The sequence below is a fragment of the Flavobacterium cucumis genome (assembly GCF_900148835.1).
GTDB lineage: Bacteria > Bacteroidota > Bacteroidia > Flavobacteriales > Flavobacteriaceae > Flavobacterium > Flavobacterium cucumis.
Map to the genome: position 1 here is coordinate 71,386 of NZ_FRYK01000003.1, position 18,309 is coordinate 89,694.

At 33.3% G+C, this 18,309-nt stretch carries 21 protein-coding genes; 7 read left to right on the plus strand and 14 right to left on the minus strand.

The window, feature by feature from the left end; genetic code table 11:
- Positions 1–32: 32 nt before the first annotated feature.
- The gene (tpx, locus tag BUE95_RS09105; protein WP_073584176.1) at positions 33–530 is read right to left on the minus strand and encodes a thiol peroxidase; all 498 of its coding nucleotides are present in this window, start codon (positions 528–530) and stop codon (positions 33–35) included.
- A 149-nt stretch (positions 531–679) separates the two neighbouring features.
- On the opposite strand from tpx, the gene BUE95_RS09110 reads away from it, so the two are divergent.
- On the plus strand, positions 680–1,249 hold the full coding sequence (locus tag BUE95_RS09110; RefSeq protein WP_073583676.1) for a fasciclin domain-containing protein: 570 nt from the start codon (positions 680–682) through the stop codon (positions 1,247–1,249).
- Between the two features lie 61 nt (positions 1,250–1,310).
- Here BUE95_RS09110 and BUE95_RS09115 read toward each other — a convergent pair whose 3' ends face one another.
- The 7 genes from BUE95_RS09115 to BUE95_RS09145 form a co-directional block, all read right to left on the minus strand.
- Positions 1,311–1,952 carry an alpha/beta hydrolase gene (locus BUE95_RS09115; RefSeq protein ID WP_073583678.1) on the minus strand — a complete coding sequence of 214 codons (642 nt, stop codon included), beginning with the start codon at positions 1,950–1,952 and terminating at the stop codon, positions 1,311–1,313.
- Positions 1,953–1,985: 33 nt separating this feature from the next.
- Positions 1,986–2,306 carry a hypothetical protein gene (locus tag BUE95_RS09120; protein WP_073583680.1) on the minus strand — a complete coding sequence of 107 codons (321 nt, stop codon included), beginning with the start codon at positions 2,304–2,306 and terminating at the stop codon, positions 1,986–1,988.
- An 11-nt stretch (positions 2,307–2,317) separates the two neighbouring features.
- The gene (locus tag BUE95_RS09125; protein ID WP_073584178.1) at positions 2,318–3,577 is read right to left on the minus strand and encodes a dihydroorotase; all 1,260 of its coding nucleotides are present in this window, start codon (positions 3,575–3,577) and stop codon (positions 2,318–2,320) included.
- Positions 3,574–5,499 (minus strand): vWA domain-containing protein, encoded by a 1,926-nt coding sequence (locus tag BUE95_RS09130; protein WP_073583682.1) that lies wholly within the window; start codon positions 5,497–5,499, stop codon positions 3,574–3,576. The genes BUE95_RS09125 and BUE95_RS09130 overlap by 4 nt, the downstream gene beginning before the upstream one ends.
- A 163-nt stretch (positions 5,500–5,662) precedes the next feature.
- Positions 5,663–7,009, minus strand: a complete 1,347-nt coding sequence (locus BUE95_RS09135; RefSeq protein ID WP_073583684.1) for a DEAD/DEAH box helicase — start codon at positions 7,007–7,009, stop codon at positions 5,663–5,665.
- Positions 7,010–7,125: 116 nt separating this feature from the next.
- Positions 7,126–7,890, minus strand: a complete 765-nt coding sequence (locus BUE95_RS09140; RefSeq protein WP_073583686.1) for a TIGR02757 family protein — start codon at positions 7,888–7,890, stop codon at positions 7,126–7,128.
- Positions 7,891–7,940: 50 nt separating this feature from the next.
- A complete protein-coding gene (locus BUE95_RS09145) occupies positions 7,941–8,606 on the minus strand; it encodes an ABC transporter ATP-binding protein (protein WP_073583688.1) in 666 nt (221 codons plus the stop codon).
- A 270-nt stretch (positions 8,607–8,876) separates the two neighbouring features.
- Here BUE95_RS09145 and msrA point away from each other — a divergent pair, with 270 nt between their 5' ends.
- Genes msrA through BUE95_RS09160 form a run of 3 tightly spaced genes read left to right on the plus strand, consistent with a single transcriptional unit; the run spans position 8,877 to position 10,446 of the window.
- Complete coding sequence (gene msrA, locus BUE95_RS09150; RefSeq protein WP_200778616.1) at positions 8,877–9,404, plus strand: peptide-methionine (S)-S-oxide reductase MsrA; 528 nt, start codon at positions 8,877–8,879, stop codon at positions 9,402–9,404.
- A 15-nt stretch (positions 9,405–9,419) separates the two neighbouring features.
- Entirely contained in the window at positions 9,420–10,088 is a 669-nt protein-coding gene (folE, locus tag BUE95_RS09155) for a GTP cyclohydrolase I FolE (RefSeq protein ID WP_073583692.1), read from the plus strand.
- Positions 10,089–10,134: 46 nt separating this feature from the next.
- Positions 10,135–10,446: a hypothetical protein gene (locus BUE95_RS09160; protein WP_073583694.1), complete on the plus strand. Its 312-nt coding sequence runs from the start codon at positions 10,135–10,137 to the stop codon at positions 10,444–10,446.
- Positions 10,447–10,454: 8 nt separating this feature from the next.
- On the opposite strand, the gene BUE95_RS09165 is transcribed toward BUE95_RS09160, so the two are convergent.
- From BUE95_RS09165 to BUE95_RS09190, 6 genes are all read right to left on the minus strand, one after another.
- Positions 10,455–10,787 carry a DUF6787 family protein gene (locus BUE95_RS09165; RefSeq protein ID WP_073583696.1) on the minus strand — a complete coding sequence of 111 codons (333 nt, stop codon included), beginning with the start codon at positions 10,785–10,787 and terminating at the stop codon, positions 10,455–10,457.
- 4 nt (positions 10,788–10,791) lie between these two features.
- Positions 10,792–11,223, minus strand: coding sequence for a DUF6146 family protein (locus BUE95_RS09170; protein ID WP_073583698.1), 432 nt, complete (start codon positions 11,221–11,223; stop codon positions 10,792–10,794).
- A gap of 74 nt (positions 11,224–11,297) precedes the next feature.
- Positions 11,298–11,852, minus strand: coding sequence for a DUF937 domain-containing protein (locus BUE95_RS09175; protein ID WP_073583700.1), 555 nt, complete (start codon positions 11,850–11,852; stop codon positions 11,298–11,300).
- 39 nt (positions 11,853–11,891) lie between these two features.
- The gene (locus tag BUE95_RS09180) at positions 11,892–12,848 is read right to left on the minus strand and encodes a D-2-hydroxyacid dehydrogenase (protein WP_073583702.1); all 957 of its coding nucleotides are present in this window, start codon (positions 12,846–12,848) and stop codon (positions 11,892–11,894) included.
- A 47-nt stretch (positions 12,849–12,895) separates the two neighbouring features.
- On the minus strand, positions 12,896–13,966 hold the full coding sequence (gene serC / locus BUE95_RS09185) for a 3-phosphoserine/phosphohydroxythreonine transaminase (protein ID WP_073583704.1): 1,071 nt from the start codon (positions 13,964–13,966) through the stop codon (positions 12,896–12,898).
- 232 nt (positions 13,967–14,198) lie between these two features.
- A complete protein-coding gene (locus tag BUE95_RS09190; protein WP_073583706.1) occupies positions 14,199–15,257 on the minus strand; it encodes an acyl-CoA reductase in 1,059 nt (352 codons plus the stop codon).
- Between the two features lie 110 nt (positions 15,258–15,367).
- Between BUE95_RS09190 and BUE95_RS09195 the strand changes: the two genes are divergently transcribed.
- The 3 genes from BUE95_RS09195 to ychF all read left to right on the plus strand — a co-directional run bounded on the left by BUE95_RS09195 (position 15,368) and on the right by ychF (position 18,291).
- Positions 15,368–15,718, plus strand: coding sequence for a 4Fe-4S dicluster domain-containing protein (locus BUE95_RS09195; protein WP_073583708.1), 351 nt, complete (start codon positions 15,368–15,370; stop codon positions 15,716–15,718).
- Between the two features lie 134 nt (positions 15,719–15,852).
- On the plus strand, positions 15,853–17,055 hold the full coding sequence (locus BUE95_RS09200; protein WP_073583710.1) for a hypothetical protein: 1,203 nt from the start codon (positions 15,853–15,855) through the stop codon (positions 17,053–17,055).
- A gap of 141 nt (positions 17,056–17,196) precedes the next feature.
- The gene (gene ychF / locus BUE95_RS09205; protein WP_073583712.1) at positions 17,197–18,291 is read left to right on the plus strand and encodes a redox-regulated ATPase YchF; all 1,095 of its coding nucleotides are present in this window, start codon (positions 17,197–17,199) and stop codon (positions 18,289–18,291) included.
- Positions 18,292–18,309: the final 18 nt, after the last annotated feature.

The window sequence follows — 18,309 nt, forward strand, 5'->3', positions numbered from 1 at the left end:
TCAAATTAATAATTTTAGGACAGTTGTACTTTTTACAATACAGCTAAAGCGGCATCATAATTTGGCTCGTCTGCAATTTCTTTTACTTGCTCTGTGTGTAAAATAGTACCATTTTCATCTAAAACGATTACTACACGAGAGTGTAAACCAGCTAAAGGACCGTCAGTAATTTCTAACCCATAGTTTTTTCCAAAACTACCGTCTTTGAAATCGGATAAGTTGATTACGTTATCTAAACCTTCAGCCCCACAAAAACGTTTTTGAGCAAATGGTAAATCTCTTGAAATGCATAACACTTTTGTGTTTGCTAAAGCGCTTGCTTTTTCATTAAATTTTCTTACCGAAGCAGCGCATGTTCCTGTATCAACACTTGGAAAAATGTTTAATACCACTTTTGATCCTGTAAAATCAGCAAGTGATGCATTTCCTAAGTCGTTTTTTACTAAATTAAAATCAGCAGCTTTCGAACCTACTGCAGGCAATTCGCCATTTGTGTGAATAGGATTTCCTCCTAGTGTAATTGATGCCATAGCTTTAATTTTTTTTTTGAATAACAAAAGTAACGAATAATTGGCTAAAAAAGTAATTTCATTACTCTACAGCATTTTTTTATTTTAAAAAAACCAAAAAGTAATTTCTAGCGTAAATGTCATTATAAAACTTAAAAAAAATACATATTATGAAAACGAACAAATTTTTTGCTGCTTCTGTAGTTGCTTTCGGTTTATTATTTGGAACAATCTCTAATGCGCAAACAAAAGAGAAAACGGTTGAAGTAGGAGGGGCTCCTATGTATCCAAGTAAAAACATTGTAGAAAATGCGGTTAACTCAAAAGACCATACTACATTAGTAGCAGCTGTAAAAGCGGCAGGATTGGTTGATGTTTTAATGTCTGATGGTCCTTTTACTGTTTTTGCCCCAACCAATGCTGCGTTTGCTAAATTACCTGCTGGAACAGTTGAAACCTTGTTAAAACCAGAAAATTTAAAAACGTTACAGACTATTTTAACGTATCATGTTGTAGCAGGAAAAATGAATGCTAAAGATATTGATGCTGCTATTAAAAAAGGAAACGGAAAAGCTACTTTAAAAACAGTTAGTGGTGGTACATTAACAGCTTGGATGAAAGGTAAAGAATTATATATTACTGACGAAAATGGAAATAGTGCAAAAGTTACTATTGCCGATGTGAATCAAAAAAATGGAGTTATTCACGTAGTGGATACTGTTGTAACTCCAAAATCATAATTCTCATAATGTTTAGTTTAGTTGGTTGAATAAAAGCTCTGAAGTTCGTTCAGAGCTTTTATTATTTTTGTTGTAACCAATTTTTAAAATCAAAGAAATTTTGAGGTGCCACACCATGCCCCACAGGATATTCATGGTATTCTACTTCTAACCCTAAATTTTCTAAAGCTGGTTTTGCTTTTCTTGCCCATTCTACGGGAATTACTTGATCAACCGAACCATGTGAAACAAAGAATTTTAAATGTGAAATGGCATTAGTCTCAATAACTTCAGGTATAATTTCTTGATTAAAGTAACCGCTTAACGCTACTACTTTTGAAACTTTCTGAGGATAGGTTAGGGCAGTGGCATAACTTAAAATGGCACCTTGGCTGAAACCAATTAACGTTACATTTTTTGCATCGATTGGATATTGTTTTACGATTTCGTCAATAAAACCTGCAATTAACTCAACCGACTGTTTCGCTTGTACATTATCCGAAAATTTATTTTCGTCTGCATCAAAATGAATCGCATACCAAGCGTGTCCGTAAGGTTGTAAATCATATGGAGCACGAACCGATATTACATAATGGTCTTGTGGTAATTCACTAGCAAAAGAAAATAAATCTTCTTCGTTGCTTCCATAACCATGCAACAATAGTATTAAAGGATTCTTATCATTTTTTATTTTTGGTTCTTGTATGAGATAGTGTAAATTCATTCTTATTATAAGAGTTTATGAGTTTTAAAAAAATTAAAAACTTTTGAATACGTTTTGATAGAATTCACCTAGAAAAGGGACTGGTTTCTGTTCACCATTTAAAGCGTTCATAAATCCGAATAACCATAAAATAAAGATGAATGTCCAAAAAGAAGCAGAAACCATCCAACTATCAAAATATCCAATAGGATAACCTAATAAAAAGAATGTTAGAAAAATTCCTAGTGCTTGACGGATATGAAAACTTGCAAAAGAATTTTTTGTTTCGTTGTTCATAAATATTGCAATGATTGTGCCTACTATAGTGATATAACTTATCCAAGCGATTTGTTTACCTTGTTCGATTTCCTTCATCTTACATTATTTTAAGAGTTTATTATTAATTGTCCGTTGTTATAAATTCCAATTGCTCTTCCTTTCATTTTTTGTCCTAAGAAAGCCGAATTTTTAGATTTTGAAAGGATATTTTCTTTTCCAAATGTCCAATTGTCTGTTGTAGTGAAAAGGGAAATAGCTGCTTGATTATTGGTTGCTATAGTTGGGTTTTCTAAATTTAAAACCCTTTTGATCGCATTTAGTTTTTCTATTACAACTTCCATTGGTAAAACCGTTAATAAAGCACTAAAAGCACTCTCTAAACCAATTGTTCCGTCTTTAGCTAAATCGAACTCTAATTTTTTGTGCTCTATATCTAGCGGATTATGATCAGAAGTAATGCAATCAATAGTCCCATCCAAAACAGCTTCTACTAAAGCTTTTCTAGTTGCTTCATCGCGTAATGGGGGCGAAACTTTGTATCGGGTATCAAATCCCATTAATACTTCTTCGTTTAATACTAAATTATGAACGGCAACACTACAAGTTATTTGTATTCCTTTTGCTTTGGCATCTTTGATTAATTTGATACTTCCTTGCGTGGAAATAGTTGGGATATGTAGTTTTCCTCCTGTATATTCTAATAAAAATAAGTTGCGTGCTACCTGTAATTCTTCAGCCAAAGCAGGAATTCCTTTCATACCTAATTTGGTGCTGACGGCGCCTTCATTAGCAATTCCAATTCCTTTTAAAGTACTGTCTTGAGAAAATGCGATAACCATTGCGTCGAAATCTTGCACATATTGTAAGGCAATTTTTTGAAGGTTGGCGTTTTGTAAGGCTTTTTTATAATCTCCAAATGCAATAGCGCCTGCGTTTTTCATATCAAATAGTTCTGCTAAATCTGTTCCTTCACTTCCTTTGGTTAAAGCTCCGATGGGATATAAAGTTGTAGCGTGGTTTTTTGCTCTGTCTAATACAAATCGCACTTGCGCTTGATTGTCAATTGTTGGGTTTGAATTGGGTTGTAAGGCTATCGCTGTAAAGCCACTTTTAGCGGCTACTTTTAGTCCGTTTTCAATAGTTTCACGCTCTTCATAGCCAGGTTCTCCGAAGGAAACAGAGCTGTCCATCCAACCTTTAGAAACGTGTAAATTGGATATATTCACTACTTCAAAACCTGAAGGAGCTGCGATTTCTTTTTCTATTTGCGTTATCGTGTCATTTTCAATTTTGATGTCCATCACTTTGTTGTGATACGGACTTGAAGGGTCTATAATTTTGGCTTGTTTTAGAATAACTTGCGTCATTTTACAAATTTTTGGATTAGTAGTTCTGTTATTAAAAATAGTAGTGTTGCAATGATAAACCATTTCCAAATTTCATTGCTTGTACGTTCGGAAGCAATGTCGTTTAGAACGGTGGCTATGTTGTTTACTTTTGTGAAATTTTCAAAATTGGCATTTGAAACTTGCGTTAAATCACTTTCTGTTCTTGGATAATTGAAACTGATTTTCTTTAGTGAATTGTTTGCTTTTATGACATCAAAATTCCCGGCTTCTTCTGGATAATCACCAAAAGACAGTTTGCATTTGGTATTCAAAATTTGTTGCATTGGAATAAAACTGTAGCTTTCTTTTTGAATCGAAACAACTTCGTCTTTGGTTAAAATGGTTTCTAAAATTAGGTTTTCGTTTTCTCCAATGGTGTATGCGTTAATTCCTGTTTTTCCTTGATTTTGTCCCATGTTGTAAAAGGTGGGAACAATCAAAGGGGCATTTTGGAAATTACTGTTTTGTTTGTTTATCGGAGCCGAAAACGCGTAAAACGTTCCCAACCGATTCGTAGTTGAACCTACGAAAACCGAATTATCGTCATATTGTAAAATATTCGTAATTCCTGATAAAGTGAAACTTTCTTTTACATTTGGATATTGGAAATTACTCACTTTTTTCTCAAAAACTGTTTGGTATAACGGATGATTAAAGTTGATTTTCGTGATTTGCTTTTCAGAAGTTGAAAGTTGGGAATAGCTTAATCCACCGAAGTTTTTCACGAAAGCATTTAATGAACTCGGCGTGTTTTTCGCATTCGGAATCAAAACGATATTACCACCTTTTTGGTAAAAAGATTTCAATGTTGTTCCTAAAGCAACTGGCAAATCTTCTAATTCGTTTAACACAATTGCATCTTGATTTTCGATTTGATTGTAATCTAAAGTAGCCAATTCCGTACTTTTAAAATTGAATTCATCAGCTGTAAAAATGCGACTTAAGAAATTGTTTTTATCTGAACTCCCGATTGCAATTACATTTGCTTTTTCTGGTTTTGAAATGCTCAAATAATAATCGTTATCGTAGCTTAAGCTATTATCTTCGATACTTATGTTTCCGTGAAAATCGTTTTTTGGAATGGTGATTGCAATTTCTGTCTTTTGATTTTCAAATTTTGCAATGGTTTTGGCAATTGCCTTGTTGTTGCTAAAAACTGAAAGAGGCACTTCATTTTCTGTTTCTCCAAAAGCTTGAAGCGTGATTTTCAATTCGTAAAATTGATCTAAAACTTGTGAAATTGCAACGTTATCAATGCTTATGTTGGTTTTGTTTTGCGCTTCAGGTTGGATGAAATATACTACATTGTTTTCTACTAAATCCAATGCTTTTTTGCTTTCGGATTGAATTGCATCGGTAATGATAACGTAGTCTTTCTTAGTATTTTTCTTTTTGGTTTCCACTTGATTAATCAGATAATCCAGCCGAAATGGCATTGCCGAATAGTTTAAATTCTGCAATTCTTTTTGAATGGCTTTGATATCGGTATCCCAAAAAACATCAGAATTGGTAAGTAATGAGAATTGTTGGTTTTCTGGTAATTCTTCTAATAAATCTTGAATGCTGCGTTTTAGTAATTCGCCCCTCGCTCCTTTGGCTTGCATGGAGAACGAGTTGTCTAATAAAATGATGAGTTCGTTTCCTTTGTTTGTAGTGTCTTTGGCGTCAAAAAAAGGTTGGGCAAAAGCAATAATCAAACAAGCTAACAACAACAAACGTGTTGCCAACAATAACCATTTCTTGATTTTAGAACTTTTTCGGGTTTGAATTTGAAGTTCTTTAAGGAGCTTTACGTTTGTAAAATATTCTTTTTTAAAACGTCGTAATTGAAATAAATGCACCAAAATTGGTATGACCAACAGAAAAAGGAAGTAGAGAATTTCTGGATGTTTGAACTGCATTTACTATTAGAATTTGTCAAAAGTACGAAATTCCATTTAGAATTTAGAAATTAGAATTCAGAAAATGTTGGGTGGTGTTTTTTTGGAACGCAGATGACACGGATTGGAGAAATTTACGCGGATTTTACTGCCAACTAAAAACTGAACACTGATCACTAAAATATTATCTTTTCTTTTTCTTCTCCGCACGTTTTCTCTCAACCGCACGGTTTCTGGATTCTGTTTTTCTTGGCGTTCGTTTTCCTGGACCGCCTAGGTTAACTTTAGTATTTTTTTCTTTTTTCTTATGAAAAGCCTCTCCACCTTCTTTTTTAGGTGTTTTTAGTAAGAACTTCATTTTTTTCTTTTCCTTTTCGAAGTCCAAATAGCGTTCTTCTATTTTTAAATCTTCTGGGATAGGGAGTTCTTTAATCTCGGTATTCATTAATAATTCTACCTCAATTTTTGGTTCCACTTCACTTGGTGAAATCAAACTTATGGCAATACCTGTTTTGTCAGCACGACCGGTTCTACCGATACGGTGCATGTATTTTTCTGGTTCTTCGGTAAATTGTAAGTTAATAACATGGGTGATATCGGAAATATCCAAACCACGCGCCATGATATCTGTGGTAACCAAACCTCTTAATTCGCCTGCCTGAAAAGCTGCCATCGTATTCAAACGGTAATTTTGCGATTTGTTTGAGTGAATTACTCCAAATTGCTCAGGAAATTCACTTTCTAAGGTTTCTGAAACTAATTCTACGATACGTTTGTTGTTTACGAAAATCAACACGCGATCCATTCCTTCGGTTTCACGAACCAAATGTTTCAACAGGTTTAATTTGGTCAAGAAATTCGGAACTTGATATACAATTTGTTCAATTTGTTCTAAGGGAGTTCCACTTTGTGCCAAGGAAACTTCCTCAGGAAATTCGAAATATTCATCTAACATGGCATCTACTTCTTCAGTCATGGTTGCCGAAAATAAGATGTTTTGTTTTTTGCCACGCATCATTGATAAAATTGAAGTCAATTGGGCACGGAAACCTAAGTTTAGGATTTCGTCAAATTCGTCGATTACTAATTTTTGTAATTCATCGAATCGCAATACACCATCCAATCCTAAATCCATTACACGACCGGGTGTTCCTACTAAAATATCAACGCCTTCCGCTAATGCTTTTCGTTGTGTATTGATATTCACACCACCATAAATACCTAGCGTTCGTACACTCATGTATTTTGTAAGTTTTTCAACTTCTTCTGCAACTTGTACAACTAATTCACGCGTTGGAACTAAAATAACTACTCTTGGCGATTCGTTATTTTGAAATTTCCATTGTTTTAAAATTGGTAACAAATAGGCGAATGTTTTTCCGGTACCTGTTTGTGCAATTCCCATCATGTCTCTTCCTGAAAGAATTACCGAATGCGATTTTTCTTGAATAGGCGTAGCGTGAACAAAACCTAATTCGTCTAATGCTTTTTGTAATGATTTTGGTAAATCGAATTCTAGGAAAGTTTTCATATGCGTAAATAAAATTGTTGGCAAAGGTACGGAATCTTTTTGGATTGAATTTTGGAGTACTTATGCCTTGTGAAGAACGTTTACTTTTTTGGATTTTGGAGCAAGCAAAAGGATATTTAAAAACCTTCAAATACGCCCAATCCAAAAAGAGCAAAATCATATTTTACAGGGTCCGTTGCATCTAATTTTCTTAAATTTTCATCTAATTCAGCCAACGCTTTAGCATCATTTTGTTTGCGAGTTAATAAACTTAATTTTCTAGCCACATTTCCTGAATGTACATCTAACGGGCATGATAATTTAGAAGGGGAAATAGATTTCCAAATCCCCAAATCAACACCATTATTATCTTTTCTACAATTCCATCGAAGCCACATATTTATTCTTTTACTAGAAGAATTTTTACTTGGGTCAGATACATGTTTTTCAGTTCTATTAAGATGAGGTATTTCAAAGAATATCTTTTTAAATTCAGTGATAGCATTTTGCATTGAATCTTTTCCTTGATGTTTATCAAATATGGATTCTAATCCACCGTGATTTTCATATATATTTTTTAAGCTTTTAATAAATACAGAAAAATCTTGTCCATTAAAAGTTCGGTGAACAAAAGATTCTAGTCTAACTAAATCATCATTATTATGAGACATAATAAAATCATAAGGAGAATTTCCCATCAAATCCATCATTTTCTTAGAATTATTGATAATCATTTTACGATTTCCCCAAGCAATAGTTGCGGCAAGAAAACCTGAAATTTCAATATCTTCCTTTACAGAATATAAGTGAGGTATTTGAATAGGATCGCTTTCAATAAAATTGGGATTGTTATATCGTTCGACTTTTTCGTCAAGAAATTCTTTTAATTCTAATGGTGTCATTTCGATTCAAACATTGCGTTAGTCAATCGGTTCCATTTTAGAGAACGGCATTAAAAATTTACTATGTTTCCATTTACCATCGTAAGTTTTCTATCTGCCATATTAGCAAGTTCTTCGTTGTGTGTTACAATTACAAATGTCTGACCAAACTCATCACGAAGTTTGAAGAAAAGTTGGTGTAAATTTTGTGCCGTATTGGTATCTAAATTTCCTGAAGGTTCGTCGGCAAAAATAACGGCAGGTTTGTTAATCAAAGCTCTAGCCACTGCAACTCGCTGTTGCTCTCCTCCAGAAAGTTCGCTAGGTTTGTGAAATATTCTTTCCCCTAGACCTAGATAATACAGTAGTTTTTTGGCTTCATTTTCGACTTCTTTTTTATTTCTATTAGCAATAAAACCGGGAATACAAACATTTTCTAGCGCTGTAAATTCGGGTAGTAATTGATGGAATTGGAAGATAAACCCCAAATGTTGATTTCTAAATTTTGATAGTTCCTTGTCTTTTAGATTTAACACAGATATACCATTGATTTCAAGTGTAGTATCTTGCTCTTTAGAAGGTAAATCGAGAGTACCTAAAATTTGTAACAATGTCGTTTTTCCGGCTCCTGAAGCTCCCACGATGGAAACAATTTCACCCCTCTTGATATGTAAATCCACTCCTTTTAGAACATGAAGTGTATCATAATATTTATGTAGATTTCTGGTTGTGATCATAACGGAACATTTGTACAAAGAAACAAAGAATTTTGCCGAATAAAAAAACTATTCTATAACTATTCGCGTAATTGAAATAATAAATTTTAGTTAAATTAGGATTTGTGTTTAATTTTTATGTAAATTTGTTAAACAAAACAATAAATTGATTTTATGAGAAAAGAAATAGTATTGGTATTGTGTTTTATTTTTAGTTCTTGCATAGCTAAAGAGAAACCGATTGTTGAAGAAGAATTTAAAGAACCTGTAAAAATAAAAGTAAAAGAAGGTATGGAAGTTGCAACATTTGCTGGAGGCTGTTTTTGGTGTACTGAAGCCGTTTTTCTAGAAGTTAAAGGAGTTGAAAAAGTAGTTTCGGGGTATATAGGAGGTAAGACCATAAATCCTACATACAAGGAAATTTGTACAGGTGAAACAGGTCATGCGGAAGCCATACAAATAACATTTAATCCAAATGAAGTGGCTTATGAGGATTTGTTAGAAATTTTCTTTGGGACTCATGATCCTACCACGTTGAATCGCCAAGGTGCTGATGTGGGAACCCAATACAGAAGTGAAATATTTTATCATTCGGAGGCTCAAAAAACAAAAGCGGACAACTACATTCAATTGTTGGAGAAGGAAAAATTATACGAAAAAAAGATTGTGACTAAAGTTTCATCTGCTACTGTTTTTTATCCTGCAGAAGATTATCATCAGAATTATTACAATCAAAATTCTGGTCAAGGTTATTGTCAAATGGTTATTGCACCTAAATTAGAAAAGTTACGTACCTATTATAAATCGAAGTTAAAATAGAAAGGAAAAATTGTTATGAATACAACTATAGAAAAAGAGATATTTGATATTATAGGTGATAATCACCAAATGACATCGGTTGAAACTCCACTGAGATCAGATGCTTTTGATAGATCAGATGCTCAAAAAATGGAAGTTATTGAACACCATTTTGAAATCATCATGAAAGAATTGGGTTTGGATTTAACTGATGACAGTTTGCAAGGAACACCACATCGCGTGGCCAAGATGTTTGTACAAGAAATTTTCTCAGGATTAAATCCTGCAAACAAACCCAAAATTTCTGTTTTTGACAATTCTTACCAGTATGACAAAATGCTTGTGGAGGCAAATATTAGTTTTAATTCTACTTGCGAGCATCATTTTTTACCTATTGTAGGGAAAGCACATATCGGTTATGTTTCGTCAGGGAAAGTTATAGGGCTATCAAAACTAAACAGAATTGTAGATTATTATGCTAAGCGACCACAAGTTCAAGAACGCATGATTATGCAGATTTTTATGGAATTGAAAACAGTTTTAGAAACGGACAATGTAATTGTTGTAATGGAAGCTACGCACCTGTGTGTTTCAAGCCGCGGTATTAAAGATGAAAGTAGTTATACCTCAACTTTGCAATATGGAGGTGTTTTTAATCAAAAAGAATTTCGTGATGATTTTTATAAAATGATTCACAAAGAGTAGTTTGGCATTTGTTTTGTATATTCGTTAAGTATATACATAACATAAAATGACAACAGTAGTGAACAATATAGCGGAACCTGTAAAGAACGATAAAAACTCAAAATTAATTTTGAGTTTATTGTTTGATGGAATAGGAATGTTATCCTATTTGGTCCCTGTTTTTGGAGAAGCAATTGATTTTATTTGGGCGCCAATTTCTGGAATACTCCTGATTGTGATGTTTAAAGGAGCAGTTGGGAAATTAGCTGGGGTATTCGGTTTTATTGAAGAATTAGTCCCCTTTATTGATTTTATACCAACATTTACCATAACTTGGTTTTATACTTACGTCATAAAAGGAGGTAAGGAACAAAATTAAAAAAGGAGCTATTGCTCCTTTTTTAATTTTGAATCTACATATTTTCCTATGAAACCAAGTTTCATGCGATTTAACATTTTTTTTTCGAATTCCCAGAAAAAATCAAATTGACCAAAAATTGCGCCAATAATTACAAGAAGAACTTGATAAGCGGGGAAAATTATTAAAAGCCGAATTGGCCAATAGAGCCAAAGCGATAAGTTTTCTTTAGTTATGCCCAAGAAGTTTGTTAGCGGTTTAGATAGATAGGCAGCACTTGATCCTGTAATGGCAAATACGATAAAAATTATTGTTAACTGCCAGTTAGATGATATGTTCCAACGTTCTTTTAGTTTGTTCATATGATTAGATTCTTGGAGTGAAGCCTCCTAACTTTTGGTTTTTAGTTAATTGAAAATAGACTAAGTAATTGTAAAGCATATAATTTACTTCATAACCATAGTTGGTACTGCTATCATAATTAATTGTCATTTCATAAAGATTGGGGTTATATTGCATAGGTTGCATGGCTCTTCTGTTCCACTCCAATACCCAAAATATATTTCTAGCTTCCAAATAGGATTGCGAGTAGTAATTTCTTGGTTTTGCAAAACTATTGAACCAAGACGAAAAACCAACATCAAAAATTAAGACCTCATATTCTAATTCTTCATTGGCTATGCGAATAGTGTCGCTTTCTAGTTTTGGTTTATCATCAAAGCTTTTTTTGTCCTGAGTAATGGTACAGCCTATCAGAACAAAAAGCAAAGCAGACAAAAGTAAAATAATACGTTTCATAATTTTTGCTTTTGAAAGTATAAAGATAAAAAAAAGCACCGGATTTACCGATGCTTTTGAATGTTTTATTGCTATTACTTACCAAAAAGTTTTCCTAAAAGTCCGCCTAAACCTCCTTTTTTCGATACAGCAGCCATAGCATCTCCCATATCAACTTTTCCGTCATTATTTTGATCTAAACCAAATTGGCCACCATATTTAGAAACAGCTTCCATTAAACCACCTCCTTTTCCATCAGAAATAGCACTTACTAAATCGCTCATGTTAAATCCAGGTTGGTTCGGGTCTTTGGCTTTATTAATTAATCCTCCCAAAATTTGAGGGATTAAACCTCCAGCAACACTACCCGCAGCATCAGAAGAGAGACCAAATTTCTCCCCTAAGTTTCCGGTTACTTTTTCGGTTAATTGCTGTACTACAGGATTATTTCCATCAATTGCAGCTTTACCACTTAAAATTTCAGTTAAATTGTTAATATTTCCATTAGCAACCATGTCCTTTAAGCCTGTGAGGATTGAACCTCCAGCCTCTTGTATTACCGCATCATTTTGTTCATTTGGCACGGCTGGGTTATTTACGACAGCATCGCCTCCAAATTGTTTTACTAATTCTGATAGTTGGTCAAACATAATTTTATAGTTTTAGTTTAGCTTACTAAGTTACAAAAATTAATTGTTTTTTAAAAGACTAATGATTTGCTCTGCTAATTCTGTTCCAATTCTGTCTTGTGCTTCTAAAGTAGCAGCACCTATATGAGGTGTTAATGAAATTTTTGGGTGCATTAAAATTTGAATTTCTGGATTTGGTTCGTTTTCAAATACATCTAAACCAGCAAATAAAACTTTTTCATTGTCCAATGCTTCGATTAATGCTACTTCATTAATGACTCCACCACGAGCACAATTTACAATTCCAACATTTTCCTTCATTAATTGAAATTCCTCTTTATCAAGTACGTAACCATCTTGAGCAGGCACATGTAAGGTGATAAAATCAGAATGTTTGATTACGTCTTCTAATGATTCTGTAACAATTTCAACATTGATGAATTGTCCATTGTAGAAATCCACACGGATTACCGCTTCATTCACATATTTATCAGCAGCAATTACCTTCATGCCTAATCCTAAAGCCATTTTTGCAACTGCTTGACCAATACGACCAAAACCAATAATTCCTAATGTTTTTCCTCTAAGTTCAATACCGTTGGCGTATGCTTTTTTCAATCCGTCAAAATTGGTATCGCCTTCTAATGGCATGTTTCTATTTGCATCGTGTAAGAAACGAACACCAGTAAAGAGATGTGCAAAAACCAATTCAGCCACGCTTTCAGACGATGAAGCAGGTGTGTTGATTACATGTAACCCTTTTTCACGAGCATAAGCTACGTCAATATTATCCATTCCAACACCACCACGACCAATGATTTTTAATCCTGGACAAGCATCAATAATGTCTTTTCTCACTTTTGTGGCACTACGAACTAACAACACTTTAACATCATGTGTATTGATAAAATTAGCGACTTGTTCTTGTGCTACTTTTGTTGTAATTACTTCAAAACCTCCTTTTTCTAAAGCTTTAATTCCGCTTTTTGAAATTCCGTCGTTTGCTAAAACTTTCATTTTATTTTTATTTTTTATGCTAGTTACTATTTGCTAGTCACTAATTACTAAATTTTACTCTCTAATTGTTGCATTACATCCACCAAAACCTGAACACTTTCAATTGGCATTGCATTATACATGGAAGCTCTATAACCACCAACCGAACGATGTCCAGCTAAACCAGAAATACCAGCCGCTTTCCACATCGCATCAAATTTTTCTTGGTGTACTTTATCATTTAATAGAAAGGTTGCATTCATGTTACTTCTATCTTCTTTAGCTGCCGTTCCTTTAAATAATGGATTGCGATCTATTTCAGTGTAAAGTAAATTTGCTTTTGTTTCGTTGATTTTTTCAATAGCCGAAATTCCACCTAGTTTTTTCAACCATTGTAAAGTTAAAAGTGATGCATAAACTGGAAATACGGGTGGTGTATTGTACATACTTTCTTTAGAAACGTGTTGTTGATAGTCTAATATGCTTGGAATTGTTCTTCCAGTTTTTCCTAAGATTTCCGTTTTTACAACTACTAGTGTTGCACCTGCTGGCCCCATATTTTTTTGTGCTCCAGCATAAATTAAGTCAAATTTTGAAAAATCTAAAACACGAGAAAAAATATCCGAACTCATATCACATACTAATGGAACATTTACTTCTGGAAACGATTTCATTTGCGTCCCAAAAATTGTATTGTTACTTGTACAATGAAAATAATCTGCATCAGCAGGAATGATATAGCTTTTTGGGATATGATTGTAATTTTCAGATTTTGATGAAGCTACTACTACCGTTTCTCCAAAATGCTTTGCTTCTTTAATAGCACCACTAGCCCAAGTTCCGGTATCTAAGTAAGCTGCTTTTCCGTTAACTTTCATTAAGTTATAGGGAGCCATTAAAAATTGCATGCTCGCGCCACCGCCTAAAAACAATACTTCGTATCCTTTTCCTTCTAATCCTAAAAGTTCTAAAACTAGAGCTCTTGCTTCGTCCATCACGGCTACAAAATCCTTACTGCGGTGTGAAATTTCTAAAATAGATAATCCGGAGTTGTTGAAATCTAAAATAGCTTGTGCCGATTTTTCGAATACTTCTTGCGGAAGTATACATGGACCAGCACTGTAGTTGTGTTTTTTCATTGTAGTTGTAGTTATTTATTTAAAAGTCAAATTTCGTAAATCTTTAATAAAAAACAGTTTTAAATACTACAATAATTATGAGATGTTATTAACAAAAACGATTTCGCAATTTTATTTCTTCTTTTTTAACGTTTTTCGATTTGAATTTACTTTAGCCTCCAAATTAAAATTGGGTTCGTGTTTGTGTATTTCTTTCTCTTTTTGAATTTTGATAATTTTTGAAATTTTCATGTTACAAACTATTTAAAAACGCTAAAGTATCCACATTATCAGCATAATCCCAGAGTTTAGGTTGTTGGGTTTGACCAAAAGCCACTGAATTTGGAATTAAGTTTTTAGAAACCACACATTGAATTTGCTCTGCATCAGCATTTAATCGGAATTGAATTTCTTCTAAATCTTCATAGCATTCATAAAAGACAGATGAAATAGGCGAGGCGTAGCTCACATCTTCTTTAATCGTTAAAAACGCATTATCTAATAATTGAAAATTACTCATTAAGAAAACGGCTTTGTTGTAATCGTAGTTGTTCGCATATTTTTCGTACTGAATCACATCACGATATTCATACATCGCATTGAAGAAAGTGTCAAAATTGTAACCTTTAGGAACAAAAATTTTAGAGACATTGCGACATCCTAATCCAAAATATCTAAAAATATCCTTGCCTAAGTTTACTAAATCTTCATGCGATTCTGTTCCATCTAAAACGGCAACTGAGTTTCTGTTTTTGCGAATGATGCTTGGTTTGTCTTTGAAATAAAATTCAAAATAACGAGCGGTGTTATTACTTCCTGTGGCAATTACTGCATCAAAACCTTCTAGTTTTCCTTCTGCAAACGTTATTTTAGAGTTTAGTTTAGGCTGAATCGAAATTAAGTATTTCGCTAAAAATTTTAATAAATGTTGGTCATTTGAAGAGGTTTTTACCAATACATCATGTTCCGAAATCAATACCGAAAGAAAATCATGAAAGCCTACCAACGGAATATTTCCAGCTAAAATTAAGCCTACTTTTTTCGGTTTAATTTTTGAAAAATCATAGTTAGAAAGCCACTGATTTAAGTTTTCTTCTGTTAAAGCTTTCGCCCAAGATTGTACGCTAAATTGTACTTGCTCTGGTGTAAACCAACCATTGTGTGATTGTGAAAGAGCAATCAAGTTGGCAAAGTCATCGAAGAACAAATCATTGTGTAAAACCGATGCCGATTTAACGTTTCCCTCTTCAGAAAATTGACGTAAGAAATTCCCTAATTCAACAAAACTCGATTTTATTTCACTTTGTGACATTTGTAACTTGTTTATGTTTGGTTTACATTGTATTTTTGTAGCGCAAAATTAATCATAATATTAGAATATCACGTTTTTCTGAATTCTAATTTCTTAATACCGTTACTAACATGGCAATTATTATAACAGACGAATGTATCAACTGTGGAGCTTGCGAGCCTGAATGTCCCAATACAGCAATTTATGAAGGTGCAGATGATTGGAGATGGAAAGATGGTACAAAACTAAGTGGAAAAGTAATTTTACCTGACGGAACAGAGGTTGACGCCGATGCCGTTCAACGTCCTATTTCAGATGATATTTACTATATTGTTCCAGGAAAATGTACAGAGTGTAAAGGTTTTCATGAAGAGCCACAATGTGCGGCAGTTTGTCCTGTGGATTGTTGTGTTCCTGATGATAATCATGTAGAAAGCGAAGCGACTTTGCTGAATAGACAATCTTTTTTACACAACGAGTAATCGTCACAACATCAAAAAAAAGAGAGTTTTCAACAGAAAGTTCTCTTTTTTGTTTAAATTTATACTTGAAAACTAGTTTAAAAAGCAATTTTATCCCAAATCGGAATTGTTTTTGACTTTTTAAATAATGTTCCATGATAAAAAAAATTTCCCTCACGTTCTTATTCTTTTGTCATTTCCTGTACTCTCAAACTTTAGAATTTGCTGTTATTGTTAAAGATTTTGATACTGATCAACCCATTGATGAGGTAACCATTACTGCTGTAAAAAGTGGTCAAAGCTTTTTAACGAATAAAGAAGGTAATTGTATAGTTAATTTGTCACGACCTTCTGATTTGGAATTTCTTCACGGTTCATATAAGAGGATGGTGGTAAAATATACTGCTTTAAACAAAAAAAATAATATTGTTTACCTAGAGCCTATAGTAGAGCAATTGGAAGATTATGTTGTTACACGAGAACATCCTCAAGAAATTTTGAGAGGTTTGGTCGCTAATTCTAGAAGTAGAATTTCTTTGCCAATTAATTTAAAAGTCTATCTCAGAGAATTTTATAAACAAGATGACCAAATTGTTTTTTTTAATGATGGATTAATTAATTTTCAAATTTTAGGTACTATTAGAAATATCAAGACCGATATTTTAGTAGAGCAAAATAGAGCTATTGGGTTTATTGAAGGTAATTTTTATGCTGACATTTTAGGTTATAATTTAAACAACATAATTGAAAATTACTATCAATTTAAGTATCTAGATGAGGTACTCGATGCTGGTGCTAGGAAGAAATATGAATTTTATGTCAAGACCTTTTCAGCAAATGAAGATGAATTAGTTATTAAAATAGTTCCTTTAGATGATTCAAAAGGGATTTTATCTTCTTTTTCCATTCGATACGATACTAAAAAGAGAATCATTTTAGAACTTAGTTCTTCTGTTTCACCTGAACGATTACAGAAATACAAGGAGAATTTCTTTGCTACTAGAAAAGTATATAAACTTGAATTTAAAAATACTTTTAGAGAATTTGATAATCTGTATTATTTAGTAAACTCTAAGGAAGTTATCGGTTTTGAAAAAAGGATTAAGAAGAAAGAAGTGCGCATTGAAGTGAAAAATCACATGGTGGTAACCGATTTAGATAAAAAATTATTTGAGTATAGTGATAAAAACATATTCAAAGACAAATCGTTAATCAATAAGAAGTCCTCCTTCTTTACCAATTACTGGGATGTTGCATCTGGTTTTGTTGCTACAAATGAAGAAAAATTAATTATTGATCAATTGGGTAAGGAATATAACGAGGTTGAAGCGGAGAGTGATATCCCTAGTAATAAATGAATTGATTTTACAACAAAGACCTTTTATTTAATACTTTGATACTAATCCGGATTAGAGTATATTTGCGCACTTTTAAAAATTACATTCAGAATGAAACGCTTTGCGTTACATATCACTTAATAAAAAAATATCAAAATAGATATGAAAGCAGGAATTGTAGGATTACCAAATGTTGGAAAATCAACTTTATTTAATTGTTTATCAAACGCAAAAGCGCAAAGTGCTAACTTTCCGTTTTGTACTATAGAACCTAATATTGGAGTAGTAAACGTTCCAGATCCACGAATTGCTCGTTTAGAGGAATTGGTAAAACCAGAGCGTGTTCAAATGGCAACGGTAGATATCGTAGATATTGCAGGTTTGGTAAAAGGAGCAAGTAAAGGAGAAGGTTTAGGAAATCAATTCTTAGGAAATATTAGAGAATGTAATGCTATTATTCACGTTTTACGTTGTTTTGATAACGATAATATCGTACACGTTGATGGAAATGTAAATCCAATTCGTGATAAAGAAACTATCGATATCGAATTGCAATTAAAAGACTTAGAAACCGTTGAAAAACGTTTGGAAAAAACCAATCGTGCAGCTAAAACGGGAAATAAAGAAGCACAAGCTGAAAAAGCGTTGTTAGATAGAATTCGTGAAACCTTATTAGCGGGAAAATCTGCTCGTACGGTAATTCCTCAAAATCAAGATGAGGTGGAGATGATGGAAGAATTCCAATTAATTACAACAAAGCCAGTTTTATACGTTTGTAACGTTGACGAAGCTTCGGCAGTAAACGGCAACAAGTATGTAGACCAAGTTCGTGAATTAGTAAAAGATGAAAATGCTGAAGTGATTATTCTTTCAGTAGGAGCAGAAGCGGATATTACCGAATTAGAAAGCTACGAAGAGCGTCAAGTGTTCCTAGAAGATATGGGCTTGACAGAGCCAGGTTCGGCAGTGTTAATTCGTGCCGCTTACAAATTATTAAAATTACAAACCTATTTCACGGCTGGTGTTAAAGAAGTTCGCGCTTGGACAATCAACATCGGTGATACAGCACCAAAAGCAGCAGGAGTTATCCACACTGATTTTGAAAAAGGATTCATCCGTGCAGAAGTAATTGCTTTTGAAGATTTTTCTAACTACGGTTCAGAAGCAAAAGTAAAAGAAGCAGGAAAATTAAGAGTAGAAGGTAAAGAATACATTGTGAAAGATGGTGATGTAATGCATTTCCGTTTTAATGTGTAATTTCTGAGAATATAGAAA

Bases quoted from the DNA above. Each gene is read 5' to 3' on its own strand.
- BUE95_RS09140 (WP_073583686.1), bottom strand. From the start codon at position 7,890: ATGACACCATTAGAATTAAAAGAATTTCTTGACGAAAAAGTCGAACGA.
- serC (WP_073583704.1), bottom strand. From the start codon at position 13,966: ATGAAAAAACACAACTACAGTGCTGGTCCATGTATACTTCCGCAAGAA.
- BUE95_RS09165 (WP_073583696.1), bottom strand. From the start codon at position 10,787: ATGAACAAACTAAAAGAACGTTGGAACATATCATCTAACTGGCAGTTA.
- BUE95_RS09145 (WP_073583688.1), bottom strand. From the start codon at position 8,606: ATGATCACAACCAGAAATCTACATAAATATTATGATACACTTCATGTT.
- BUE95_RS09180 (WP_073583702.1), bottom strand. From the start codon at position 12,848: ATGAAAGTTTTAGCAAACGACGGAATTTCAAAAAGCGGAATTAAAGCT.
- BUE95_RS09115 (WP_073583678.1), bottom strand. From the start codon at position 1,952: ATGAATTTACACTATCTCATACAAGAACCAAAAATAAAAAATGATAAG.
- ychF (WP_073583712.1), top strand. From the start codon at position 17,197: ATGAAAGCAGGAATTGTAGGATTACCAAATGTTGGAAAATCAACTTTA.
- msrA (WP_200778616.1), top strand. From the start codon at position 8,877: ATGGAAGTTGCAACATTTGCTGGAGGCTGTTTTTGGTGTACTGAAGCC.
- BUE95_RS09130 (WP_073583682.1), bottom strand. From the start codon at position 5,499: ATGCAGTTCAAACATCCAGAAATTCTCTACTTCCTTTTTCTGTTGGTC.
- BUE95_RS09200 (WP_073583710.1), top strand. From the start codon at position 15,853: ATGATAAAAAAAATTTCCCTCACGTTCTTATTCTTTTGTCATTTCCTG.
- BUE95_RS09175 (WP_073583700.1), bottom strand. From the start codon at position 11,852: ATGTTTGACCAACTATCAGAATTAGTAAAACAATTTGGAGGCGATGCT.
- BUE95_RS09160 (WP_073583694.1), top strand. From the start codon at position 10,135: ATGACAACAGTAGTGAACAATATAGCGGAACCTGTAAAGAACGATAAA.
- folE (WP_073583692.1), top strand. From the start codon at position 9,420: ATGAATACAACTATAGAAAAAGAGATATTTGATATTATAGGTGATAAT.
- BUE95_RS09190 (WP_073583706.1), bottom strand. From the start codon at position 15,257: ATGTCACAAAGTGAAATAAAATCGAGTTTTGTTGAATTAGGGAATTTC.
- BUE95_RS09135 (WP_073583684.1), bottom strand. From the start codon at position 7,009: ATGAAAACTTTCCTAGAATTCGATTTACCAAAATCATTACAAAAAGCA.
- tpx (WP_073584176.1), bottom strand. From the start codon at position 530: ATGGCATCAATTACACTAGGAGGAAATCCTATTCACACAAATGGCGAA.
- BUE95_RS09125 (WP_073584178.1), bottom strand. From the start codon at position 3,577: ATGACGCAAGTTATTCTAAAACAAGCCAAAATTATAGACCCTTCAAGT.
- BUE95_RS09120 (WP_073583680.1), bottom strand. From the start codon at position 2,306: ATGAAGGAAATCGAACAAGGTAAACAAATCGCTTGGATAAGTTATATC.
- BUE95_RS09170 (WP_073583698.1), bottom strand. From the start codon at position 11,223: ATGAAACGTATTATTTTACTTTTGTCTGCTTTGCTTTTTGTTCTGATA.
- BUE95_RS09195 (WP_073583708.1), top strand. From the start codon at position 15,368: ATGGCAATTATTATAACAGACGAATGTATCAACTGTGGAGCTTGCGAG.
- BUE95_RS09110 (WP_073583676.1), top strand. From the start codon at position 680: ATGAAAACGAACAAATTTTTTGCTGCTTCTGTAGTTGCTTTCGGTTTA.